This is a genomic window from Variovorax sp. BGA-UO-ETr-C22 (assembly GCF_059567965.1).
Genome location: NZ_JCAQPA010000011.1, coordinates 1,438,416 through 1,462,391, shown reverse-complemented (window position 1 = coordinate 1,462,391; position 23,976 = coordinate 1,438,416). Strand labels below are relative to the sequence as shown.

The 23,976-nt window shown below is 67.1% G+C and carries 20 protein-coding genes and 3 tRNA genes; 13 read left to right on the top strand and 10 right to left on the bottom strand.

All coding sequences use genetic code 11. From position 1 onward, the window contains the following. The first annotated feature begins 17 nt into the window (after positions 1-17). From clpX to AC57B8_RS26885, 7 genes are all read left to right on the top strand, one after another. Positions 18-1,286, top strand: a complete 1,269-nt coding sequence (gene clpX, locus AC57B8_RS26915) for an ATP-dependent Clp protease ATP-binding subunit ClpX (RefSeq protein ID WP_062475840.1) — start codon at positions 18-20, stop codon at positions 1,284-1,286. 15 nt (positions 1,287-1,301) lie between these two features. Continuing rightward, the gene (lon, locus tag AC57B8_RS26910; protein ID WP_139703709.1) at positions 1,302-3,743 is read left to right on the top strand and encodes an endopeptidase La; all 2,442 of its coding nucleotides are present in this window, start codon (positions 1,302-1,304) and stop codon (positions 3,741-3,743) included. A 61-nt stretch (positions 3,744-3,804) separates the two neighbouring features. Next, positions 3,805-3,880: transfer RNA gene (locus tag AC57B8_RS26905), tRNA-Gly, on the top strand. A gap of 63 nt (positions 3,881-3,943) precedes the next feature. Further along, positions 3,944-4,017, top strand: a tRNA-Cys gene (locus tag AC57B8_RS26900). A gap of 98 nt (positions 4,018-4,115) precedes the next feature. Next, positions 4,116-4,207 (top strand) — tRNA-Leu (locus AC57B8_RS26895). A 23-nt stretch (positions 4,208-4,230) separates the two neighbouring features. Beyond that, on the top strand, positions 4,231-4,869 hold the full coding sequence (locus tag AC57B8_RS26890) for a DUF6806 family protein (RefSeq protein ID WP_095745079.1): 639 nt from the start codon (positions 4,231-4,233) through the stop codon (positions 4,867-4,869). Between the two features lie 31 nt (positions 4,870-4,900). Then, positions 4,901-6,205: an MFS transporter gene (locus AC57B8_RS26885; protein ID WP_496481274.1), complete on the top strand. Its 1,305-nt coding sequence runs from the start codon at positions 4,901-4,903 to the stop codon at positions 6,203-6,205. A 14-nt stretch (positions 6,206-6,219) separates the two neighbouring features. On the opposite strand, the gene AC57B8_RS26880 is transcribed toward AC57B8_RS26885, so the two are convergent. From AC57B8_RS26880 to proV, 7 genes are all read right to left on the bottom strand, one after another. Beyond that, entirely contained in the window at positions 6,220-8,415 is a 2,196-nt protein-coding gene (locus AC57B8_RS26880; RefSeq protein ID WP_496481273.1) for an Ig-like domain-containing domain, read from the bottom strand. Between the two features lie 89 nt (positions 8,416-8,504). Beyond that, positions 8,505-9,293: a PA3715 family protein gene (locus tag AC57B8_RS26875; protein WP_496481272.1), complete on the bottom strand. Its 789-nt coding sequence runs from the start codon at positions 9,291-9,293 to the stop codon at positions 8,505-8,507. Between the two features lie 16 nt (positions 9,294-9,309). Beyond that, a complete protein-coding gene (gene murI, locus AC57B8_RS26870; RefSeq protein WP_496481271.1) occupies positions 9,310-10,122 on the bottom strand; it encodes a glutamate racemase in 813 nt (270 codons plus the stop codon). After that, positions 10,119-11,672 (bottom strand): fumarate hydratase, encoded by a 1,554-nt coding sequence (locus tag AC57B8_RS26865; protein WP_496481270.1) that lies wholly within the window; start codon positions 11,670-11,672, stop codon positions 10,119-10,121. The genes murI and AC57B8_RS26865 overlap by 4 nt, the downstream gene beginning before the upstream one ends. A 102-nt stretch (positions 11,673-11,774) precedes the next feature. Further along, entirely contained in the window at positions 11,775-12,785 is a 1,011-nt protein-coding gene (gene proX, locus AC57B8_RS26860) for a glycine betaine/L-proline ABC transporter substrate-binding protein ProX (RefSeq protein WP_496481269.1), read from the bottom strand. 22 nt (positions 12,786-12,807) lie between these two features. Further along, positions 12,808-13,995 (bottom strand): glycine betaine/L-proline ABC transporter permease ProW, encoded by a 1,188-nt coding sequence (gene proW / locus AC57B8_RS26855; protein WP_496481268.1) that lies wholly within the window; start codon positions 13,993-13,995, stop codon positions 12,808-12,810. A 21-nt stretch (positions 13,996-14,016) separates the two neighbouring features. After that, positions 14,017-15,270: a glycine betaine/L-proline ABC transporter ATP-binding protein ProV gene (proV, locus tag AC57B8_RS26850; protein WP_496481267.1), complete on the bottom strand. Its 1,254-nt coding sequence runs from the start codon at positions 15,268-15,270 to the stop codon at positions 14,017-14,019. A 557-nt stretch (positions 15,271-15,827) separates the two neighbouring features. Between proV and fumC the strand changes: the two genes are divergently transcribed. Next, entirely contained in the window at positions 15,828-17,225 is a 1,398-nt protein-coding gene (fumC, locus tag AC57B8_RS26845) for a class II fumarate hydratase (RefSeq protein WP_496481266.1), read from the top strand. A 65-nt stretch (positions 17,226-17,290) separates the two neighbouring features. On the opposite strand, the gene AC57B8_RS26840 is transcribed toward fumC, so the two are convergent. Further along, a complete protein-coding gene (locus tag AC57B8_RS26840; protein WP_496481265.1) occupies positions 17,291-17,908 on the bottom strand; it encodes an NAD(P)-dependent oxidoreductase in 618 nt (205 codons plus the stop codon). Positions 17,909-18,015: 107 nt separating this feature from the next. On the opposite strand from AC57B8_RS26840, the gene AC57B8_RS26835 reads away from it, so the two are divergent. Then, complete coding sequence (locus AC57B8_RS26835; RefSeq protein ID WP_492695947.1) at positions 18,016-18,927, top strand: LysR substrate-binding domain-containing protein; 912 nt, start codon at positions 18,016-18,018, stop codon at positions 18,925-18,927. Here the strand turns inward: AC57B8_RS26835 and AC57B8_RS26830 are convergent. Further along, positions 18,924-19,559, bottom strand: a complete 636-nt coding sequence (locus tag AC57B8_RS26830; RefSeq protein WP_062475803.1) for a YqhA family protein — start codon at positions 19,557-19,559, stop codon at positions 18,924-18,926. The genes AC57B8_RS26835 and AC57B8_RS26830 overlap by 4 nt on opposite strands. A gap of 151 nt (positions 19,560-19,710) precedes the next feature. On the opposite strand from AC57B8_RS26830, the gene acs reads away from it, so the two are divergent. Continuing rightward, positions 19,711-21,708: an acetate--CoA ligase gene (gene acs / locus AC57B8_RS26825; protein WP_496481264.1), complete on the top strand. Its 1,998-nt coding sequence runs from the start codon at positions 19,711-19,713 to the stop codon at positions 21,706-21,708. 199 nt (positions 21,709-21,907) lie between these two features. Next, positions 21,908-22,408 carry a hypothetical protein gene (locus tag AC57B8_RS26820; protein WP_062482638.1) on the top strand — a complete coding sequence of 167 codons (501 nt, stop codon included), beginning with the start codon at positions 21,908-21,910 and terminating at the stop codon, positions 22,406-22,408. A 30-nt stretch (positions 22,409-22,438) separates the two neighbouring features. Here AC57B8_RS26820 and AC57B8_RS26815 read toward each other — a convergent pair whose 3' ends face one another. Then, the gene (locus AC57B8_RS26815) at positions 22,439-22,744 is read right to left on the bottom strand and encodes a c-type cytochrome (protein ID WP_095745089.1); all 306 of its coding nucleotides are present in this window, start codon (positions 22,742-22,744) and stop codon (positions 22,439-22,441) included. A 107-nt stretch (positions 22,745-22,851) separates the two neighbouring features. On the opposite strand from AC57B8_RS26815, the gene AC57B8_RS26810 reads away from it, so the two are divergent. Together AC57B8_RS26810 and AC57B8_RS26805 are read left to right on the top strand one after the other, a co-directional pair. Beyond that, positions 22,852-23,109 carry a TIGR04438 family Trp-rich protein gene (locus tag AC57B8_RS26810; RefSeq protein WP_062482640.1) on the top strand — a complete coding sequence of 86 codons (258 nt, stop codon included), beginning with the start codon at positions 22,852-22,854 and terminating at the stop codon, positions 23,107-23,109. A gap of 46 nt (positions 23,110-23,155) precedes the next feature. Beyond that, positions 23,156-23,974, top strand: a complete 819-nt coding sequence (locus AC57B8_RS26805; protein ID WP_496481263.1) for a DUF3592 domain-containing protein — start codon at positions 23,156-23,158, stop codon at positions 23,972-23,974. Positions 23,975-23,976: the final 2 nt, after the last annotated feature.

Here is a 23,976-nt window from a genome sequence, read left to right as displayed (position 1 = left end):
TCACGAGGCAAAAGTCCATGGCCGAAAAAAAAGGCACCTCCAGCGAAAAAACGCTTTATTGCTCGTTCTGCGGCAAGAGCCAGCATGAGGTCAAGAAGCTGATCGCGGGCCCTTCGGTCTTCATCTGCGACGAATGCATCGACCTGTGCAACGAGATCATCCGTGACGAGCTGCCGGCCGGTGAGGAAGCGCGCGACGCGCGCAGCGACCTGCCCACGCCGCTGGAGATCAAGACCAACCTCGACAACTACGTGATCGGCCAGGAGCCGGCCAAACGCATGCTGTCGGTGGCGGTCTACAACCACTACAAGCGCCTGCGTCACAAGGAAAAGAACACCAAGGGCGACGAGGTCGAGCTCAGCAAGAGCAACATCCTCTTGATCGGCCCCACGGGTTCGGGCAAGACGCTGCTGGCGCAAACGCTCGCGCGCATGCTCGACGTGCCCTTCGTGATGGCTGACGCCACCACGCTGACCGAAGCCGGCTACGTGGGCGAGGACGTCGAGAACATCATCCAGAAGCTGCTGCAAAGCTGCAACTACGAGGTCGAGCGCGCCCAGCGCGGCATCGTCTACATCGACGAAATCGACAAGATCTCGCGCAAGTCCGACAACCCCTCCATCACCCGCGACGTGTCGGGCGAGGGCGTGCAGCAGGCGCTGCTCAAGCTCATCGAAGGCACCATGGCCAGCGTGCCGCCCCAGGGTGGGCGCAAGCACCCGAACCAGGACTTCCTGCAGATCGACACGACCAATATCCTGTTTATCTGCGGCGGCGCCTTTGCCGGCTTGGAGAAGGTCATCGAAAACCGCACCGAGGCCTCGGGTATCGGCTTCGGCGCCGCGGTGAAGAGCAAGGCCCAGCGCAGCATCACCGAGGTGTTCCGCGAAGTCGAGCCCGAAGACCTGATCAAGTTCGGCCTGATCCCCGAACTCGTGGGCCGCATGCCCGTGGTCGCCTCGCTGGCCGAGCTGAGCGAAGACGCGCTGGTGCAGATCCTGACCGAGCCCAAGAATGCGGTAGTGAAACAGTTCACCAAGCTGCTGCAGATGGAGGGCGTGGACCTCGAAATCCGTCCCGCGGCGCTCAAGGCGATCGCCCGCAAGGCGCTGGCCCGCAAGACCGGCGCGCGCGGCCTGCGCTCGATCCTTGAACAGTCGCTGATCGACACCATGTTCGAATTGCCGAACGCGACCAATGTCGACAAGGTGGTGGTCGAGGAATCGACCATCGACGAAAACAAGCCCCCGCTGCTCGTGTACCGCGAAACGGCGAAAAAGGCCTAAAGGACAAGGACGCTCATGTCTGGTCATACCCCATTGCCCCCCGAAGCCCTCGACCTGCCGCTGCTGCCGCTGCGGGACGTCGTGGTGTTTCCCCACATGGTGATCCCGCTCTTCGTGGGTCGCCCGAAGAGCATCAAGGCGCTCGAGCTGGCGATGGAGGCCGAGCGCCGCATCATGCTGGTGGCCCAGAAGGCCGCCGCCAAGGACGAGCCCTCGGTCGAGGACATGTTCGAGGTCGGCTGCGTCTCGACCATCCTGCAGATGCTCAAGCTGCCCGACGGCACCGTGAAGGTGCTGGTCGAAGGCCAGCAGCGCGCCCGCGTCAACCGCATCGATGACGGCGAGACGCATTTCTCGGCCAACGTGACGCCCGTCGAGGCGCCCGAAGGCGGCGAGAAGGGCACCGAGGTCGAGGCGCTGCGCCGCGCCGTGATGCAGCAGTTCGACCAGTACGTCAAGCTGAACAAGAAGATCCCGCCCGAGATCCTGACCTCGATCTCGAGCATCGACGACGCCGGCCGCCTGGCCGACACCATCGCCGCCCACCTGCCGCTCAAGCTGGACAACAAGCAGGCGGTGCTCGACCTGGACGACGTCAAGGCGCGCCTGGAAAACCTGTTCGGCCAGCTCGAACGCGAAGTCGACATCCTGAACGTCGACAAGAAGATCCGTGGCCGCGTGAAGCGCCAGATGGAGAAGAACCAGCGCGACTTCTATCTCAACGAGCAGGTCAAGGCCATCCAGAAGGAGCTCGGCGAAGGCGAAGAGGGCGCGGACATCGAGGAGATCGAGAAGAAGATCAAGCTCGCCAAGATGTCCAAGGAAGGCCTGAAGAAGGCCGAGGGCGAGCTCAAGAAGCTCAAGCTCATGTCGCCCATGTCGGCCGAAGCCACGGTGGTGCGCAACTACATCGACGTGCTCATCAGCCTGCCGTGGAGCAAGAAGACCAAGATCAAGCACGACCTGGCCAATGCCGAGGCCGTGCTCAACGCCGACCACTACGGCCTCGAGAAGGTCAAGGACCGCATCCTTGAATACCTCGCGGTGCAGCAGCGCGTCGACAAGGTGAAGGCACCCATCCTGTGCCTCGTGGGCCCGCCGGGTGTTGGCAAGACCTCGCTGGGGCAGTCGATCGCGAAGGCGACCGGCCGCAAGTACACCCGCATGGCGCTGGGCGGCATGCGCGACGAAGCCGAGATCCGCGGCCACCGCCGCACCTACATCGGCGCGCTGCCGGGCAAGGTGCTGCAGGGGCTGAGCAAGATCGGCACGCGCAATCCGCTGTTCCTGCTCGACGAAATCGACAAGCTGGGCACGGACTTCCGCGGCGACCCGTCGAGCGCGCTGCTCGAGGTGCTCGACCCCGAGCAGAACCACACCTTCGGCGACCACTACGTGGAAGTCGACTTCGACCTGAGCGACGTCATGTTCGTCGCCACCTCGAACTCGATGAACATCCCGCCGGCGCTGCTGGACCGCATGGAAGTCATCCGCCTCTCGGGCTACACCGAGGACGAGAAGACCAACATCGCGATCAAGTACCTGCTGCCCAAGCAGATGAAGAACAACGGCGTGAAGGACGACGAACTGGCCGTCACCGAAGCCGCCGTGCGCGACATCGTGCGCTACTACACGCGTGAAGCCGGCGTGCGTTCGCTCGAGCGCGAGCTGTCCAAGATCTGCCGCAAGGTGGTGAAGGGCCTGCTGCTCAAGCAACTGACGCCCAAGGTCACGGTCGACGGCGAGAACCTCAACGAGTTCCTCGGCGTGCGCAAGTACAGCTTCGGCCTGGCCGAGAAGCAGAACCAGGTCGGCCAGGTGGTCGGCCTTGCGTGGACCGAAGTCGGCGGCGACCTGCTGACGATCGAGGCCGTGACCATGCCCGGCAAGGGTGTGATCAGCCGCACGGGTTCACTCGGCGACGTGATGAAGGAATCGGTCGAGGCTGCGCGCACCGTGGTGCGCAGCCGCTCGCGCCGCCTGGGCATCAAGGACGAGGTGTTCGAGAAGCGTGACATCCACATCCACGTGCCTGACGGCGCGACGCCCAAGGACGGCCCGAGCGCGGGTGCGGCGATGACGACGGCCTTCGTGTCGGCGCTCACGGGCATCCCGGTGCGCGCCGACGTCGCGATGACCGGCGAGATCACGCTGCGCGGCGAGGTCACGGCCATCGGCGGCCTGAAGGAAAAGCTGCTGGCGGCCCTGCGCGGCGGCATCAAGACCGTGCTGATCCCCGAAGAGAACGCCAAGGACCTGCAGGACATTCCCGAGAACGTGAAGAACGGCCTCGAGATCGTGCCGGTGAAGTGGATCGACAAGGTGCTCGAGATCGCGCTCGAGAAGATGCCCGAGCCGCTGTCCGACGAAGAGGTGGCCGCTTCGGCTGCTGCGGTGGCCGAACTGGCCAAGCAGCGCGCCGGTGCGCCGGCCGTCGAAGGCTCGGTCAAGCATTGATCGATTGATTGCAGAACTTGTGAAGCCTCAAAAAACTGGTATATAATTTGAGGCTCGAAACGCGGGAATAGCTCAGTTGGTAGAGCGCAACCTTGCCAAGGTTGAGGTCGAGAGTTCGAGACTCTTTTCCCGCTCCAGTTTTGAAAAAGGGAAGCAAGCAGCTTCCCTTTTTTTCGCAGTTCGATTTCGTTATTCAGCGTGGCGCGATAGCAAAGCGGTTATGCAACGGATTGCAAATCCGTCTAGCCCGGTTCGACTCCGGGTCGCGCCTCCACCCTCTCGTCAAGACCGATCGGCTCCGATACACAAGCCCCGCCAACCGACGTTGCCGGGGCTTGTTTCATTTGGGTTATCGTCGATGTTCAACCCGAGGCCCGGATGGTGAAATTGGTAGACACATCGGACTTAAAATCCGCCGCTTCCTTAATCGGGGCATACGGGTTCGACCCCCGTTCCGGGTACCACCATATTTACAAGGGAGTATTTGATGCCTCGCTACAACGCTCCATTTGAGATCCATGTGCATGGCGATGTGCCGCTGCGCTCGGACGTGAGCTTCGAGCAGATCCAGGAGGCGCTGCGGCCGCTCTGGAAATACGCAGGCGCCAAATCGCTGGCCGACGGTGCCACCAGCACCTACGAAGAAGAACCCGGCATCCGCTTCGAGCAGAAGGACCACACGCTGCAGATCTGCTGGACCGTGCCGGGCGACGAAGACTTCCGCCAGGCGCTCGACGAGATGTGCATGGGCCTGAACGAACTCTCCGAGCGCGGCGCCGCGATCGAAGTCACCTTCTACGACACCGATTTCGACGAAGAAGAGGGCGACCCTGACGAAGAGTCGCGCGACGACTTCCTGATGCTGTTCGTGGGCCCCAACCCGGCCGCGATCATGCAGGTGCAGCGCGACCTGCTGGTCGAAGACGTGGTCAACCTCATGGAACGCCACTTCGACGGTGCCGAACTCGGCGGTGTGGTTGCCGAGATCGATCGCCTCTTCAGCGACCGTTTCGACGCGCTCGTGAACTCGCTCGAAATCGGCAAGCGTCCGCGCGGTGCCGGTGGGGCCGGCGGCGGCAGCGGTGGTGGTCACGGCGGTGGCCGTCGTCCGCGCCACCTGCACTGACCTTTCCCTTACCGCCCGGTCCCAAGGCCGCATGGCCCTGTTCCCAGCCTCCGCGTTGCGCCCCGGCGTGCGCAAGCGCGAGGTGTTCGGCTGGGCGATGTACGACTTCGCCAACTCAGGCTACACCACGGTCGTGATCACGGCGGTGTTCGCCGCCTACTTCGTCGGCGGCATCGCCAAGGGCGCGCCATGGGCCACCTTCGCGTGGACCGCGGCCCTCAGCACCTCGTACGCCATCGTGATGCTCACGATGCCCGCCATCGGCGCCTGGGCCGACCTGCGCGCCGCCAAGAAGCGCGTGCTGGTCATGACGACCACGGGCTGCGTGCTCGCCACGGCGGCTCTGGCGCTCACGCCGGGCTTCGCGGGCGGCCCGATGGGCGTTGCGCTCGCGATGGCGCTGGTGATCGTCTCCAACGCGTTCTATTCCTACGGCGAGTCGCTGACGGGCGCCTTCCTGCCCGAGCTGGCGACGGCCGAGGGCATGGGCAAGGTGAGCGGCTGGGGCTGGGCCTTCGGCTATGTCGGCGGCATGCTGGCGCTGGGGTTGTGCCTGGCATACGTGCTGTGGTCGCAGGCGCGCGGGTTGCCGGCGGCGCACTTCGTGCCGGTCACGATGCTGATCACGGCAGCGATCTACGGCGTGGCCGCCTGCGTCACCTTTGCGCTGCTGCCCGAACGCGCCGTGCCGCAGGCCAGTCGAGGCGAGGAAAGCGCCTGGCGGCAGTTGCGCGCCACCTTCCAGCAGGCCCGCGCCTACCGCGACTTCATGTGGCTGCTGGTCTGCACCGTCTGCTACCAGGGCGGCGTGGCGGTCGCGATCACGCTGGCCGCGATCTACGCCGAGCAGGTGATCGGCTTCGTCGCGAGCGAGACGATGGTGCTGATCTTCGTGCTCAACGTCGCGGCCGCGCTCGGCGCCTTCGCCTTCGGCTACGTGCAGGACCGCATCGGCCACAAGGTGTCGCTGGCCGCCACGCTGCTCGCGTGGATCGCGGTGTGCGTGATTGCTGCATGGGTCACGACCAAGGGCGGCTTCTGGTGGGCCGCCGCCATCGCGGGGCTGGCGATGGGCTCGAGCCAGTCGGCCGGGCGCGCGATGACGGGCTACCTCGCGCCGCCGCAGCAGCTGGCCGAATTCTTCGGGCTCTGGACTTTCGCCACGCGTCTGGCCAGCATCATCGGCCCGCTGAGCTTCGGTGCGATCACCTGGGCCACCGGCGGCAACCAGCGCATCGCGATCCTCTCGACGGCTGTGCTGTTCATCGGCGGGCTGTTGCTGCTGCTGCCGATCGATATGCAACGCGGCCGCAAGGCCGCGCTGCAGGCTCGCTAGCTACTCAACGACGCTCAGGGCAGCTTGTCGCCGAACAGGCTGTCGCGCGTGAGCGGGTAGCCGGCTTCCGGCGCGTAGCGCTTGATCCAGTTGTCGGGGTTCTTCACGCGCGCAGCGAACGCCGCCAGGTCCGAGCGATCGAGCGAGCCGTTGTAGATCGCGTTGGTCTGATTGGCCGGGCTCACGGTGAAGCTGAACGCCGTGCCGGCCGTCGTGAGCGCATCCGGGATGGTGCCGGCGGCGCCGCCGAGCGTGATGCTCGCCAGGTAGTTGCCGACCGCCGTGATCTTGCCGGCCTTGCCTTCGCCCAGGCCTTCGATCGTGCCGCCCGCGATGGCATAGACGGTTTCCGACTTGCCGATGCCGCCCGGCGAGCCCAGCGTGAAGCCCTTGTCCGCGATCGGACTGCCCACGACGTCGGTCTGGATCGTCACGATGGTGCCGGCCGGCAGGTTCTGGTTCGCGGTCCAGAAGAAGGCCGTCTCGTTGGTGATGTCGGTGAACTCTGCCGCGTCCTTCTTGCGGTCGCGGTCGGTGAACAGCACCTGCGTGCCGCCATTCACCGCCTTCAGCAGCACGAAGGCATAGGCGTCGGGCACCTCGGCGTTGGCGGCCATGAAGAGCAGGTCGCCGGCCGCCAGCGGCGTGGGTACGCCGGCCGTCGTGAAGCCCAGCGTCGCCGTGTCGTTGATGCCCGCGAAGGCGTTACCGGCGGCGTCGGTGATGGCGTCGGCATCGACCGTGACGTAGTAGCCGGCATTCATCGCGAGCTTGGCCGTGGGCACCAGCGTCAGCACGTTGAACGCCACCTGCACGCGCGCGGCGGGGCTGTTGGCGTGGAAGGTCTCGATCACCGTGCCGTCAGCCGCATGCAGCACGATGCGCCCGGACCCGAGGCGCACCGCCTCGTTGAACGACAGGATGATCGAGGTGTCGAGGTTGACGCCCACGCGGCCGGCCGGCGGCGACGCCTTCTGCAGCTTCGGCGCGGCCGTGTCGACCCACGGCGCGCCCAGGCGCACGACGAAGCCGTCGAATTTCTGCTCGGCGGCGGGCAGGTCCTTCGAGGCCGTCTTGCCGTCCCACTTGGTGTCGCCGTTGTCCAGCAGCAGCTGCACCTGCGTGCCGGCTTTCACCGGACCCGGCACCTCGACGACCGATTCGAAGCTGCCGCCCGTGGCCTTGCGCAGCGCGTCGAGGTCGTTCGACAGTTCGATGGGCGCGCTGTTCGGGTTGCCGTCCCAGGCGAACAGGGCGAAGTTGCGGTCCACCTCCGGCACGGCCGCGCCCGCGGGCCCGGCAACGATCAGATAGCTGCCGTCGGTGCCCTTGTCGATCGAGCGGATGCCGCGGCCGCCCAGCTCCAGTTCGATGGGAGTGCCGAAGACGGCCTGGGTGGCGGTGCCGGCCATCAGCGCGGCATGGTTCTGCAGCGGCACGATCAGCGCCTTGGCGCGCACCGAGGCGCCGGTCTGCGGCGCACGGAAGCCCAGCCACAGGGCGGTGTCGCCGGGCGCGCTGGTCATGCCTTCGATCGAGAAACCGTCGACACGCTCCGGCACGACGCCGGCAGCGGCCGACACGGCAAAGCCGAAGTGGTTGGCGCCGAGCCCGTGGGCGTTGCCCGTGTCCCAGGCGATGAGCTGCGCTTCGAGCAGCGAGAACTGGCCCACGTAGTCGAAGGTGGTGGCCGCGCCGGTGCCGCCGACTTTCACCGCGAAGAGGTGCGAGCGGTCGGCCGCCGCGTCGCCGCCGTCCTTCTTGTTGCTGTTGGATCCGGTGAAATAAAGCGTGTCGCCGATGCGCGTGCCGGCTTCGAGGTCGAGCTCCTTGGCGAGCTTGGGGCCTTCGAGCTTGTAGCTCCATTCCTTCACCGCGGCGCCGCCGGCGCGCGGGTACACGCGCAGCACGTTCGCTTCGTCGTCCGCCACCAGCATGAAATCACCGGGCAGGGCGAGGGCGGTCGATGCGTCGGACGAGCCTTCGGTGGTGCCTGCGTTGGGCGTGAACTGCGCCTTCGACACGAGTTGGTCGGGCTCGGGCTGTACCACGGCGGGCGGCGTGGTCGGCGGCGGGTTGGCGACCGGCGGGAAGAACCCGCTGAAGCCGCCGCCGTCACCGCCGCCGCAGGCAGCCAGCAGGATCGAGAGGGTGCCGGCGAGCAGCATGGGGCGGAAGGGGATGCGGGTTGAGTGGGAAAGCGAACTCATGGTGCGTGGCCGTTCTTTGGAACAAACCGCGCATGCTGTTACTTTCGTATGACGGGTCCGTGAATGACCCGCCGGGTTTCAAGTGCGCCTCAGGGCGTCTGCTGCAGCGACTTGGGCACCTTGTAGCGCTCGCCGTCATAGCGCAGCGTCACGGTGCTGAACTTGGCGGGCAGCGCTTTCTCGACGCAACCCTGGTCTTCCTGTTCCTGCGCGCGGCTTTGCACCAGCGTACGCGACAGTTGCAGGTCGGCCAAGCCGTTGCTCGTGGTGCGGGCGACCGACAGCATGGTGCGCAGCTTCTCGAAGTGGCCGGTGCAGGTGGCGTCCCAGCCGCCGTTGTCGTGGTCGAGCTCGATCTCCTGCAGCACCTGCTGCAGCTTGTTGCCGCGCTGCACGTACAGGCGCACGGTCTCGCTGGCCTGCGGGCCCGAGGTCGGGCTGTTGCCGCGGTAACGCACGCGCAGGCCGAAGGCGCGCGTGTCGGGCGACAGCACGTAGCGCGAGGTGTCGACGCGGATTTCCTGGATCGAGGTGGTGGCGTCTTCGTCGAGCGCCTCGGGCAGGAAGATCCGCCCGATCACGGTGTCGCGGTCGGTGTTGCCGTTGTCGGGCCGCTGGATCAGCAGCAGCGCGAGGTCGAAGACCTTGGCGCCCTTGTCCGTGGTCTCGCGCGGCATGGGCAGCACCACGATGCTGCGGCCGGGAAACGCCGGCCAGACCTTGCATGCGGCCAGCCGCTCGTCGAGCGGCTGCTTCGGATAGAGCTTGGCGTGCATGCGCTCGGCCAACCCGCTTTCGCAGGCGGCGTGGCCCAGGCCGGCGGCCGAGGCCAGGCCCAGCAGGACCAGTGCATGACGCAGGAAGAAGAGGGCGCGCATGGCGGGTGAGTGGATGTCAGGCAGCGTTCGCCGCCGACACCGAAGCGCCTCGCGCGCGTGCAGGCAGCCAGCGCGCTGCGGCGGCTTCGAGCACCGCCAGGTCGCCGCTGCTCTCGAGCACCAGCGCGCCTTCGCTGCCGTCGTCGGCCAGCCGGCCGAGCGACGCCAGCACGCGACGCGTCTGCTGCGCGACCGGCGCGCCGGTGTCGATGAAGCGCAGCGTCGCCGGTGCGTGGCGCTGCAGTTCGTCTTTCACGAGCGGGTAGTGCGTGCAGCCGAGCACCACGGTGTCGACCTGGCCCGCGCCGTCGCCGAAGGGGCCGGCCTGCGCCATGTAGCGCGCACACAGCGCGGCGATGCCGGGGTTGTCGAAGCCTTCGATGGCCTTCACGAGACCGTCGCACGGCACGGGCCGCACGGTGGCCGAGCCGCCAAAGGACTCGCGCAGGGCCGCGTACCGGGCGCTGGCCAGTGTGCCGCGCGTGGCCAGCACCGCGATGTGGCCCGTGCGGCTCGTCGCCACGGCGGGCTTGAGCGCCGGCTCCAGGCCCACGATGGGCAGCGCGGGGAATTCGGCGCGCAGCACGTGGATCGCCGCCGTGGTGGCCGTGTTGCATGCCACCACCAGCGCCTTGATGCCGTGCGCACGCAGCAGGTGTTCGACCACCTGGCGCGAGTGCGCAATGACGTAGGCGTCGCCGCGCTCGCCATACGGCGCGTTCGCGGTGTCGGCGAAGTAGACGAAGCGTTCCGTCGGCAGCTCGGCCTGCAGCGCGGCGAGCGTGCTCAGCCCTCCGACGCCGCTGTCGAACACGCCGACCGGGTTCAAGCGACTTCCAGCGGAATGGTCTTGAACTCGCCGCTGGCGATGCGCTTTTGCCACTCGGCCGGGCCGGTGATGTGCGCGCTGGTGCCGCCGGCATCGACCGCCACCGTCACGGGCATGTCGACCACGTCGAATTCGTAGATGGCTTCCATGCCCAGGTCCGCAAAGCCCACGACCTTGGCGGTCTTGATGGCCTTGCTCACGAGGTAAGCGGCGCCGCCCACGGCCATGAGGTAGGCGCTCTTGTGCTTCTTGATGGCTTCGATGGCGACCGGGCCGCGCTCGGCCTTGCCGATCATGGCGATCAGGCCGGTCTGGGCCAGCATCATCTCGGTGAAGCCGTCCATGCGCGTGGCGGTGGTTGGGCCGGCGGGGCCCACGGCTTCGTTGCCGACCGGGTCGACCGGGCCGACGTAGTAGATGACGCGGTTTGTGAAATCGACCGGCAGCTTCTCGCCCTTGGCCAGCATGTCCTGGATGCGCTTGTGCGCGGCATCGCGGCCGGTGAGCATCTTGCCGTTCAGCAGGATCGTGTCGCCCGGCTTCCAGCTCGCCACTTCGGCCGGCGTGAGCTTGTTCAGGTCGACGCGCTTGCTCTTCTTCTCGTCGGGTGCCCAGTTCACGTCGGGCCACAGGTCCAGCGACGGCGGATCGAGGTAGACCGGGCCGCTGCCGTCCATCACGAAGTGCGCGTGGCGCGTGGCGGCGCAGTTGGGGATCATCGCCACGGGCTTGCTGGCCGCGTGCGTGGGGTACATCTGGATCTTGACGTCGAGCACGGTGGCCAGGCCGCCCAGGCCCTGCGCGCCGATGCCCAGGGCATTGACCTTCTCGAACAGCTCGAGGCGCAGCGCCTCGACCTTGGTGAGCTCGGCGCCCGAGGCGGCCTTGGCCTGCAGCTCGTGCATGTCCAGGTCGTCCATCAGGCTTTCCTTGGCCATCAGCGCGGCCTTCTCGGCGGTGCCGCCGATGCCGATGCCCAGCATGCCGGGCGGGCACCAGCCGGCGCCCATGGTCGGCACGGTCTTGAGCACCCAGTCGACCACGCTGTCGCCGGGGTTCAGCATGACCAGCTTGCTCTTGTTCTCGCTGCCGCCGCCCTTGGCCGCGACCGTCACTTCGACGGTGTTGCCGGGAACGATCTCGGTGAAGATCACCGCGGGCGTGTTGTCCTTGGTGTTCTTGCGATCGAACTGCGGGTCGCCCACGACCGAGGCGCGCAGCGTGTTGTCGGGGTGGTTGTAGCCGCGGCGCACGCCTTCGTTGATGGCGTCGTCCAGCGAACCGGTGAAGCCGCCCCAGCGCACGTCCATGCCCACCTTGAGGAATACGTTGACGATGCCGGTGTCCTGGCAGATCGGGCGGTGGCCCGTGGCGCTCATCTTGCTGTTGGTCAGGATCTGCGCAATGGCGTCCTTGGCGGAGGGGCTCTGCTCGCGCTCATAGGCCTTGGCCAGATGGGCAATGTAGTCCGCGGGGTGGTAGTAGCTGATGTACTGGAGCGCGGCGCTGATCGATTCGATCAGGTCGGCCTGCTGGATCGTGGTCGTCATGGTGGGGAATCTTCTTGGAGGGGGAACGCCCTCGATTATCTCAGCCACCAATACCGCAGGCCGGCGCCGGGCGAAAGAGCGCCGGCGCGGGGGGAGGCCGTGTTACCGGGCCGCGGCGCGCGCCTGCGCAATCCAGCCGTCGAAGGTCGCCTGGTGCACCCGAATCCACCCGTCGGTGTGGCGCGTCACATCCTGCATGCTGTTCGCGCCTTCGCTCATGCGCAGGTTCTGCGCGTTGATGTCGCTGATCGGCAGCTTCATCACCTCGAACAGGCGGCCGGCGGCGGGGTTCTTCTCGATGAAGGCCCGGTTGGCGACGATGCGCTGTTCGTTGGCCAGGAAGCCGTAGTTGCGGCCGTTGGGCAGCCGGGTGTCGACCTGCGCGCCGGCCTGCGCGGGCGAGAAGGGTACCTGCAGCCAGACCACGTCGGCGCCCGGGCGCAGCACGGCGCTGACCCAGTAGGGCGTCCACGTGTAGTAGAGGATCGGCTTGTCCTGCTTGAAGCGCGCGATGGTGTCGGCCATGAGCGCGGCGTAGCTGCCCTGCTTGTGGGTCACGCTGTCGCGCAGCTGGTAGGCGTTCAGGTGGTTCTCGATGGCCAGTTCGCAGCCCCAGCCGGGGTTGCAGCCGGTGAGGTCGGCCTTGCCGTCGCCGTCGGCATCGAACAGCTTCGCGATGGCCGGGTCCTTCAACTGCGCGAGGTTCGTGATGTTGTATTGCTCGGCGGTCTTGCGGTCGATCAGGTAGCCCTGCACCGCGCCGTCGGAGTACGTGCCCTGGCGCCACAGCTTGGCGTCGCCGCCGCTGTTCTTGTAGAAGTCGGCGTGCAGCAGGCTCCAGTGGTTGGCCATGAAGGTGGCGTCGCCATTGGCAATGGCCAGGTGTTCGGTGGCGGGCTCCAGGTCTTTCATCGGCTCGACCTTGTAGCCGAGCTTCTCGAGCGCGCGCATCACCAGCAGCGTCTGGAAGGCTTCCTCGGCGAGCGAGCTTTTCAGCGGCTGAACGGTGATGCCCTGGCCGGGCAGGTCGTTGGCGGCCTGTGCGGTCGCACCGAAGGCGACGAAGCCCAGCGCCAGGAGGCCGCGGGCAAGGAAGAGGCGGGTGGTCTTCATGCGTGAATGTCCTCCGGGGCGGTCAGTGCGCTTGCGTGGAAAGGGCGGGCACGGCGTCGTTGGCGTGCTGTTGGCCGCGCGAGGGCGTGCCTACGAGGCGCTGCAGCAGGCGCAGCGCGAAGCCGGCCGGGCCGGTGTGCCACCAGCGGTGGCCGGCGCTGCGGCGCGACTTGCCCATGGCCTGCGTCAGGCGGTCCAGCGTGATCGCCAGCAGCACGATGCCCAGGCCGCCGACGGTGGCCAGGCCCATGTCGAGCCGGCCGATGCCGCGCAGCACCATCTGGCCCAGGCCGCCCACGGCGATCATCGAGGCGATCACCACCATCGACAGCGACAGCATCAGCGCCTGGTTGATGCCCGCCATGATCGAGGGCATGGCCAGCGGCAGCTTCACCTTCACGAGCATCTGCCAGGGCGAGGCGCCGTAGGCGCGCGCGGCCTCGATGAGGTCGGGGCGCACCTGGCGCAGGCCGAGGTTGGTCAGGCGCACCAGCGGGGCGAGCGCGAAGACGATGGTCACGATCACACCCGGCACGTTGCCGATGCCGAACAGCATCACCACCGGCACGAGGTACACGAAGGCCGGCGTGGTCTGCATCGCGTCGAGCACCGGGCGCATCACGCGCTGGGCGCGGTCGTTGCTGGCCAGCAGCACGCCCAGCGGCAGGCCGATGACCATGCAGAACACCAATGAGGTCAGCACCAGCGACAGCGTGACCATCGCTTCGGGCCAGATGCCCAGCACGGTCACCAGCATCAGCGACACGACGGTGCCGACGGCCAGCGCGCGGCCGGCAAACTGCCAGGCGAGCAGGCCGATGAGCGCGATCATCGGCAGCGCGGGCAGGGCGGTGAGCAGGCCCTGCACCGAGTTGAGCGTGCTGTCGATCGGCAGGCGCACGGTCTGGAAGAAGGGCCGGAAATGCTCCACCACCCAGCCGAGGCCCTGGTTGATCCAGGCCTCGACGGGCAGCGAGCCGTCCCACAGGCGGTGCAGCGCGAAGCCGTTGGTGGCGGTGTCGGCTTGCCCCGCGAGGGCGTGCGCGGTGTTCGCCGGCGCATCGAGCCAGGCGCTGGCGGTCGAGGTGTCAGGCGCGGCCGAGATGGCTTCCCACGGATCGAGGGCCGCAGGGGGCGCGGCGGGCGTGTCCAGGACGGGGGTGTCCAGCAGGGGCGCGTTCAGGTCGGAAGGCAATGTGGTGTCGTTCATCGTTCAAGGTCCTTCGTGAATTCAGTGCGGCTCGGCGGCGAGTGCGGGCGCGGCGTGCGGCGAGACGGGCTCGATCGGTGGCGTGTCGCGGTCGAGGAAGCGCAGCAGCGTCGTCTTGCTGATCGCGCCGCAGAAACGGCCGTCACCGGCCACGACCGGCAGGGCGCACGGCGCCTGCGCGAGCTGGCCGATCAGGCCGGCCACGGGGGCTTCGGCGTCGATGCGCGGCAGGTCCTCGAGGAAGGCGTGCTGCAGCCCGAGCGGGCCCGAATGCCCGTCGAGCGCACCGCGCAACGTGTCGGCCGACACCACGCCCAGGAAGCGCTTGGTCGGGCTGGTCACGTAGGCGAAGTCGCGGTCCTGGTCTTCGAGCAGCTTGAGCGCCGCGCGCGCGCCGCGCTCGGGGTGCTCGCACACCACGGTGAGCGACTTGCGCGCGATGTCGGCCGCCTTGAACACCGCCGCCGCGTCCACGCCGCGCACGAAGCTGCGCACGTAGTCGTCGGCCGGACTGCGCAGGATCTCGTCGGGCGTGCCGACCTGGATCACGTGGCCGTCCTTCATGATCGCGATGCGGTCGCCGATGCGCATGGCTTCGTCCAGGTCGTGCGAGATGAAGACGATGGTGCGCCGCTGCACCTGCTGCAGCCGCAGCAGCTCCGACTGCATCTCGGTGCGGATGATCGGGTCGAGCGCCGAGAAGGCCTCGTCCATCAGCAGGATCGACGGGTCGGACGCCAGCGCGCGCGCCAGGCCCACGCGCTGCTGCATGCCGCCCGACAGCTCGTCGGGGTAGCTGTCGCCCCAGCCCGAAAGGCCCACCTGCGCGAGCGCGAGGTCGGCTTGCGCGAGGCGGTCTTTCCTGCGCGTGCCCGACAGCTCCAGGCCGAAGGCGGTGTTCTCGCGCACCGTCATGTGCGGCATGAGCGCGAACGACTGGAACACCATGCTGATGTCCTTGCGGCGCAGCGCGCGCAGCTTGCTGTCGGAGTGCTCGTTGATGTCGGCGCCGTCGATCACGATGCGCCCGGCGGTCGGCTCGATGAGCCGGTTCAACAGGCGCACCAGCGTCGACTTGCCCGAGCCCGACAGGCCCATGATCACGAAGATCTCGCCGGCCTGGATCTCGAAGGTGGCGTCGAACACGCCGATCGACTGGCCGGTCTTCGCCAGGATTTCCTTCTTGGAAAAACCTTGGCGGACCAGCTCGAGGGCTTGTTCGGGCGAGTCGCCGAACACCTTGAAGACATGGTCGATGAGAATTCCTTTGGCCATATGCCGGGGCTCCTTGAGTGAAGGGTGGACACAGCACCGCCCCGGAGGGCGGCAACGGCCACGCCATCAGCCCGATGAGGGAGCTGCCCGACAGCGCGCATGAAGATTGCGCATGCGCATGCAATGGCCCGGCGAGCCCCGAGGGCTGCCGACAGGCACTGAAGACGACTTGGCGACGAAGCCAGTGCCCGCCGGATGCTTCATTCGCAGACAACGGGCCTGGTCGAGGGGCGCCGCCTGGATGAGCGTGACGTGGCAATGGGGCCGGAAAAAAGATCCGGCCGGTTTGCCGGGCTGGGCCCGGCGTGAAGGGCCTTGCACCGCGACGGGATTCGCTGATCCGCGAGTAGTGCAAGGGTGACCAACATGACTTGTTGGTCGTCGGAAGCCGCTGATTATAACTTTTTGGCATGACGCGAGTCAACCCGCAGGCGTATCGTGTCTGTGGGACCCGGGCGAAAGGCCTCGTCAGATGCGAGCCATTCTTATCGAGCTGATACTCGGCACTGCGCCCGATAAGCGGCGCAACCATCCAAGACTGCGGAGCCATTTTTCTCATGACGACTTCTCCCAAGACCCGTGCCGAGCGCGACACCTTCGGCCCGATCGACGTGCCGGCCGACAAGCTGTGGGGCGCGCAGACGCAGCGCTCGCTACAGAACTTCGACATCTCCGGCGAGCAGCAGCCGCGCGAAATCATCAAGGCGCTGGCCCAGGTCAAGCGCGCATCGGCCGTGGTCAACCACGCGCTGGGCCTGCAGGACGAGAAGAAGACCCACGCCATCGTGGCCGCGGCCGACGAGGTCATTGCCGGCAAGCATCCGGGCGAGTTCCCGCTGGTGGTCTGGCAGACCGGCTCGGGCACGCAGAGCAACATGAACGTCAACGAGGTGCTGGCCAACCGCGCCAGCGAACTGCTCGGCGGCGAGCGCGGGGAAGGGCGCCTGGTGCACCCGAACGACGACGTGAACCGCAGCCAGTCGAGCAACGACGTGTTCCCCACCGCCATGCACGTGGCGGCCGTCGAGGCCATCACGCACAAGCTGCTGCCCGCCATCGCCAAGCTGCGCGGCACGCTGGCGAAGAAGGCCGAAGTCTTCGCCGACATCGTGAAGATCGGCCGCACCCACCTGCAGGACGCCACGCCGCTCACGCTGGGCCAGGAGTTCTCGGGCTACGTGGCGCAGCTGGCGCACGGCGAGGCGCACGTGCGCGCCGCGCTGCCGCACCTGTGCGAACTGGCGCTGGGCGGCACGGCCGTCGGCACCGGGCTCAACGCGCCCAAGGGCTACGCGGAGCAGGTCGCGGCCGAACTCGCGAAGCTCACGAACCTGCCGTTCGTCACGGCGCCGAACAAGTTCGAAGCCATGGCCAGCGTCGACGCGCTGGTGCACGCGCACGGTGCGCTCAAGACGCTCGCCGCCAGCATGAACAAGATCGCCAACGACGTGCGCTGGCTCGCGAGCGGCCCGCGCAGCGGCATCGGCGAGCTGAGCATTCCCGAGAACGAGCCGGGCTCGTCGATCATGCCGGGCAAGGTCAACCCGACCCAGAGCGAGGCCGTGACGATGCTGGCCGCGCAGGTGTTCGGCAACGACGTGGCCATCAACATCGGCGGCGCCTCGGGCAACTTCGAGCTGAACGTGTTCCGCCCGATGGTGGCGCACAACTTCCTGCAGAGCGTGCGCCTGCTAGCCGACGGCATGGTGAGCTTCAACGACCATTGCGCGGTGGGCATCGAGCCGAACCGCGAACGCATCACGGAGCTGGTGCAGCGTTCGCTGATGCTGGTGACGGCGCTGAACACGCACATCGGCTACGACAAGTCGGCCTACATCGCCAAGAAGGCGCACAAGGAAGGCACGAGCCTGCGCGAGGCGGCGATTGCGTCGGGGCACCTGACGGCCGAGCAGTTCGATGCGTGGGTGGTGCCGGAGAACATGACCGGTCGCTGATCCGCTCCGCAGCCCCTAATGAAAAAAGGACCCGCGAGGGTCCTTTTTCGTTGCCGGCCGAGCGATCAGTAGCCGATCGTGTAGCGCTGGCGCGAGTGCGCAGGCTTCTCGAGCTCGTCGATGAATGCGATCGCGTAGTCCTCGAAGCTGATCCAGCTGCGGCCTTCGGCGCTCACCAGCAGCTCGTCCTTGCCGAGGCGGAACTTGCCCGTGCGCTCGCCTTCGACGAACTCGGCGGAGGGCGACAGGAAGGTCCAGTCGAGGTCCTTCTCGCTGCGCAGCGCATCGAGGAACACGCCGCCGGCCGTGGCTTCGGCGCGGTAGGCATCGGGGAAGTTCGGCGTGTCGATCACCTTCAGGCCGGGCGCTGCGAACAGGCTGCCGGCGCCGCCGACCACCAGCAGGCGCTTCACGCCCGCGCGCTTCACGGGCTCGATGACGGCCGCGGGCGGCACGGTGGCGAAGTGCGCGGCGCTGAACACGGCGTCATGCCCGGCCACGGCCTTTTCGAGGGCGGCGGCGTCGAGCGCGTCGATATCGACGGTCTTGACGTTGGCACGGCCGGCCAGCTTCGCGCTGGCGTGGCGGGCGATGGCCGTCACGGTGTGGCCGCGGCGCAGCGCTTCTTCGAGAAGGCGACCGCCGGCACGTCCGGTGGCGCCGAGGATGGCGATGTGGCTCATGAGGGACTCCAGTCAAAAGTTGGGAAGGGGATGAACCGCATCTTAGGTTTCTGGTTTCGAAAGAAATACCTCGAATTCCGCGCTTCTTTATTCCTAAAATCGTTCGAATGGACCGATTGAACGCAATGCGGGTGTTCGTGACCGTGGTGGACGCGGGCAGCCTCTCGGCCGCGGCCGACAAGCTCGACCTGTCGCGCCCGGTGGTCACGCGCTACGTGGCCGAACTGGAGCAATGGACCGGCGCACGCCTGCTGCACCGCACGACGCGCCGCCTCAGCCTCACGGCGGCGGGCGAAGAGCTGCTGCCGCGCTGCCGCCAGGTGCTCGAACTCGCGGGCGACATGCAGGCGGCGGTGCGCCATCCGGCCGAGGCGCCCAGCGGGCAGCTGCGCATCACCGCCAGCACCTCGTTCGCGCAGGCGCAGCTGGCCGGCGCGGTGGCCGACTACGTGCGGCGTTACCCGGGCGTGGCGGTCGACCTGGTGCTGCTCGACCGCGCGGTGAACCTGGTGGACGAGCGCATCGACCTCGCCATTCGCGTGTCGTCCGAGATCGATCCGAACCTCATCGCACGCCGGCTCTCGGTGTGCCGCTCGGTGGTCTGCGCGACGCCCGATTACCTGAAGGCGCACGGCCAGCCGCAGCGCGTGGAAGAGCTGGCGCAGCGCAACTGCCTCACGCACTCGTATTTCGGCCGCAGCCTGTGGAACTTCACGCGCAAGGCCGACGGCCTGCCGGTCTCGGTGGCCGTGGCCGGCAACCTCTCGACCAACGACGCGGCCAGCCTGATGGCGCTGGCGCGGGCCGGGGCGGGCATCGCGATGCTGCCCACCTATCTGACGTCGGGGTTGTTGCAATCGGGCGAGCTGGTGTCGCTCTTTCCCGATCACGAGCCGCAGGTGCTGGGGGTGTACGCGGTGTACGCCTCGCGCAAGCACATGCCGTCTGCGCTGCGCACCTTGCTCGATTTCCTGGCCGAGCGCTTCACCGAAGTGCCGGCCTGGGATGCGCCCTCTTAGTGGTGGGCGTTGGCGGCGGCCGCCTCGTTCATGAGCTTGTCGGTGTAGGCGATGGCCATGGCCGAGAACAGGAACGCGATGTGGATCACGGTCTGCGCGATCAGCACCTTGTCGGTGTAGTTGTCCGCGTTGATGAAGGTCTTGAGCAGGTGGATCGAGCTGATGCCGATGATGGCGGTGGCCAGCTTCACCTTGAGCACCGAGGCGTTCACGTGGCTCAGCCACTCGGGCTGGTCCTGGTGGCCTTCGAGGTCCATGCGGCTCACGAAGGTCTCGTAGCCGCCCACGATCACCATGATCAGCAGGTTGGAGATCATCACCACGTCGATCAGCGCCAGCACCACCAGCATGATCACCGTCTCGTTGAGCGCGCCGACCGGGGCGGTGGTCTTGTAGCCGATGCTCGCGATGAGGGCCTGCAGCGCGTCCTTGTTGCCGAAGGCGGCTTCGACCAGGTGCAGCAGCTCGACCAGGAAGTGCACCACGTACACGCCCTGTGCCACGATCAGTCCCAGGTACAGCGGCAGCTGCAGCCAGCGGCTCGCGAAGATGAGCCGGGGCAGTGGCTTCAGCGGGGAACTGCGTGCTGGTACGGGCGCGTTCCGGGCGTCGAAAGGATCGGGGGCGGACATGAAGTAAGAAGACAGATGTAAAAAGTCGGGCGATTCTAGAGGTCTCCCAGTGACGCACTCGTGATAACCCTGCGAACTAACATCGACCCCGTCAGTGGCCCGTAAGTGCGTGCCCCGACATTACGGCCGCATTCAATCAGGAGACAAGAGCATGAGCAGCGCATCGAAGAACATTGAATCCGTCCTGGTCGAGAACCGCGTGTTCCCGCCCGACGCCCGCGCCACCGAAGGCGCCCGCATTGCCGGCATGGCCGCCTACGAGGCGCTGTGCAAGGAAGCCGAGCAGGACTTCGAAGGCTTCTGGACCCGCCTGGCCAAGGACAACCTCCAGTGGACCAAGCCCTTCACCCGCACCCTGGACGAATCGAAGGCGCCGTTCTACGAATGGTTCGGCGACGGTGAGCTCAATGCCAGCGCCAACTGCCTGGACAAGCACATCGGCACCCCGGTCGAGAACAAGACCGCCATCGTCTTCGAAGCCGACGACGGCGCCGTCACCCGCGTCACCTACAAGGAACTGCTGGCCCGCGTGAGCCAGTTCGCCAACGCGCTCAAGGCGCAGGGCATCCGCAAGGGCGACCGCGTCATCATCTACATGCCGATGACCATCGAAGGCGTGGTCGCCATGCAGGCCTGCGCGCGCATCGGCGCCACCCACAGCGTGGTGTTCGGCGGCTTCTCGGCCAAGGCGCTGCAGGAACGCATCATCGACGCGGGCGCCGTGGCCGTCATCACCGCCAACTACCAGCTGCGCGGCGGCAAGGAACTGCCGCTCAAGGCCATCGTGGACGACGGCATCGCGCTGGGCGGCTGCGACACGCTCAAGACCGTGCTCGTGTACGAGCGCACGCCCACCGCGTGGAACCGCGTCGAGGGCCGCGACAAGACCTTCACCGAAGCGCTGGCCGGGCAGAGCACCGAGTGCGCGCCCGTGCCGGTCAATGCCGAGCACCCGCTGTTCATCCTCTACACCTCGGGCTCCACCGGCAAGCCCAAGGGCGTGCAGCACGCCACCGGCGGCTACCTGCTGTGGGCCAAGCTCACGATGGACTGGACCTTCGACATCCGCCCCGAAGACATGTTCTGGTGCACCGCCGACATCGGCTGGATCACCGGCCACACCTACGTCGCCTACGGCCCGCTCGCGGCCGGCGCCACGCAGGTCGTGTTCGAAGGCATCCCGACCTTCCCGCATGCGGGGCGCTTCTGGGAAATGATCCAGAAGCACAAGGTCTCGATCTTCTATACCGCGCCCACCGCGATCCGCTCGCTCATCAAGGCGGCCGAAGGCGACGAGAAGGTGCACCCGAAGAACTGGGACCTGACCAGCCTGCGCATCCTCGGTTCGGTCGGCGAGCCGATCAATCCCGAAGCGTGGATGTGGTACCACCGGAACATCGGCGGCGAGCGCTGCCCGATCGTCGACACCTTCTGGCAGACCGAGACCGGCGGCCACGTCATCACGCCGCTGCCGGGCGCCACGCCGCTGGTGCCGGGCTCGTGCACCTTGCCGCTGCCGGGCATCATGGCCGCCATCGTCGACGAGACCGGCAAGGACCTGCCCAACGGCGCGGGCGGCATGCTGGTCATCAAGCGGCCATGGCCCTCGATGATCCGCACCATCTGGAACGACCCCGAGCGCTTCAAGAAGAGCTACTTCCCCGAAGAGATGGGCGGCACGATCTACCTGGCCGGCGACGGCGCGGTGCGCAGCGCCGACCGCGGCTACTTCCGCATCACGGGCCGCATCGACGACGTGCTCAACGTGTCGGGCCACCGCCTGGGCACGATGGAAATCGAATCGGCGCTGGTGTCCAAGACCGACCTCGTGGCCGAAGCCGCGGTGGTGGGGCGTCCCGACGACGTGACCGGCGAGGCCGTGTGCGCCTTCGTGGTGCTCAAGCGTGCGCGCCCGACCGGCGAGGAAGCCAAGCAGATCGCCAACGAGCTGCGTGCCTGGGTCGCCAAGGAAATCGGCCCCATCGCCAAGCCCAAGGACATCCGCTTCGGCGACAACCTGCCCAAGACGCGCAGCGGCAAGATCATGCGGCGCCTGCTGCGCAGCATCGCCAAGGGCGAGGCGATCACGCAGGACACGTCGACGCTGGAGAACCCGGCGATCCTCGATCAGCTGTCCGAGACGAACTGAACCCCGGGATTGGCCGAATCCGGCCATTCCGGAACAGTTGTCACGAACCTGCTGTATCGAGGTGTAGGACATGGCCGTTTGTGCGGCCATGTGCACCAAAGCGGCCTCCTGGCTGAGGTAAAACCGATGTCGTCACCGCGTGCCCTGACAGGCGCGCGGCTTTTGTCATCGTGATCGGTTGTTTGCAAGGAGGCGCCACATGGGCGTGAGATCCGCTTTTCTTTTTGTCATCGTGCTGCTCATCGCGGGGCTCGCCGCGCTGAACTGGGGCACGCTGTCCGCACCCACCGACGTGTGGCTGGGCTTCATGAGCGTGTCGGCGCCGCTGGGGCTGATCATGCTGGGGCTCACGGCCGTGCTCGCGGCCTTCTTCCTCGTGTACGTGCTGTACCTGCACAGCTCGGTGCTGCTGGAGACCAAGCGCCACACGAAGGAAATGCAGACCCAGCGCGACCTCGCCGACAAGGCCGAGGCCTCGCGCTTCACCGAGCTGCGCAACTTCCTGGAAGCGCAGGAGAAGCAGCACATGTCGCACAACGCCGACCGGCACACGGCGCTGCTGGCGCGCATGGATCAGCTGGAAAGCGCGGTCAAGCTGCGTTCGGACCAGACCGACAACACGGTGGCGGCGCACATCGGGCAGCTCGAAGACCGCATCGAGCGCCGTCCGGTGCCCAGCGACATCAACCCGAGCATCTGAGCGGGCGCGCCGCGCGCTTCGCTTCTCTGATTACTTCGTCGACAACACCCAGGCCGCGAGCTTCTTCGCATCGGCTTCGCTGACCTGGTTGTTGGCCGGCATCGGCACCGGGCCCCACACGCCCGAGCCGCCCTTGATGATCTTGGTGGCCAGCGAGTTGGCTGCGCCCTTGTCGTCCTTGTACTTGGCCGCGATGTCCTTGAACGACGGCCCGAGCACCTTGCGTTCGACCGCGTGGCAGCTCATGCAGTTCTTCGACGTGGCGAGGGCCAGGTCGGCAAAGGCGGGCGCCGCGAGGCCGAGGCCCAGGGCTGCCATCAACATCGTTCTTTTCATGGGGACTGTTTTCGTAAGGGCTGAGTTACATTCGATCCAACGCGATTGTAGGTAGCGCGGTGCACACGCACCGGCGGCGATACCGACCAACTCGGAGGGTATTCGCGATGTGGTTTCTGCTCTTGGGCCTGCTCGGTGTAGCCCTCAAATATTTCGAAGTGGGCATGGTCGCCGGCTGGAGCTGGTGGATCGTGCTGAGCCCGTTCGCGCTGGCGCTGGCCTGGTGGGCCTGGGCCGATTCGTCGGGCTATACCAAGCGCAAGGTCATCGAGCGCGAAGAGCGGCGCAAGCAGGCGCGCATCGACCGCCAGAAGACCAACATGGGCCTGCGCACCAGCAACGGGCAGCAGCGCCCGCGCCGCTGACCGCGCGGCTCCGTCACCCGCGCCGCATGCCGACAGGACGCGCGCCATGGACGACGAAGCCGCCACCCACGCCTTGCTCGTCTTCGGGCTGTCGCTGCTGGTCGGGCCGGCTGTCGGCGCGCTGGTCGGGCGTTTCAAGACCTTCTTCTGGGGCGCAGGCATTGGCGCCTTGCTGATCGGCTGCGCCGGCCTGTACGGCGCGGTCACGGTGGGCTGGCAGCGCTACCAGTCGATCGCGGGCACGGCCAGCACGCAAGGCAGCCTGGTCGAGTTCGTGGAAGAGCGCAGCAAGGACAGCAAGGGCTACGTCACCACCACGCGCGCGCCCCTCGTCGAATACACCGCCGCCGACGGGCAGAAGCGCCGCGTCAAGGGGCTCGGCGGCAGCCTGTCGGACAAGGAGTGGGGCGACGCGGTCGAGGTGCGCTACCGCACCGCCGACCCGGCCCAGGCACTGGTGGCCGACTTCCAGAACATGTGGGGCATCGTCTGGGGGCTCGGCCTCTTCGGCGGCTTTCCGACGATGTTCGGCCTGTTCTTCACCGGCATGGCGCTCAAGGAAGGCCGCAGGGGCCGGCCGGCGCCGGTGCGCGAGCCGACGCCCACGCAGAAGACATGGCGCACGCGCGGCACGGTGCTGGCGAACGTGGTGTTCCTGGCCGGCTTCGCGCTGGTGTTTCTCTATCCCGACGACAGTGCGATGAAGCAGTTCGGTGCGGGTTTTCTCACCATCGGCGCCGGGGCGCTGCTGCACTTCGTCGTGCAGAGCTTTCCCCCGGCGATGGATTTCGAAGCCCGGGCCATCTTCGCGATCGTCGGCCTGGGTTTTGCGGCCTTCGGCTACGGCGCGTGGATGATGGGCTGATG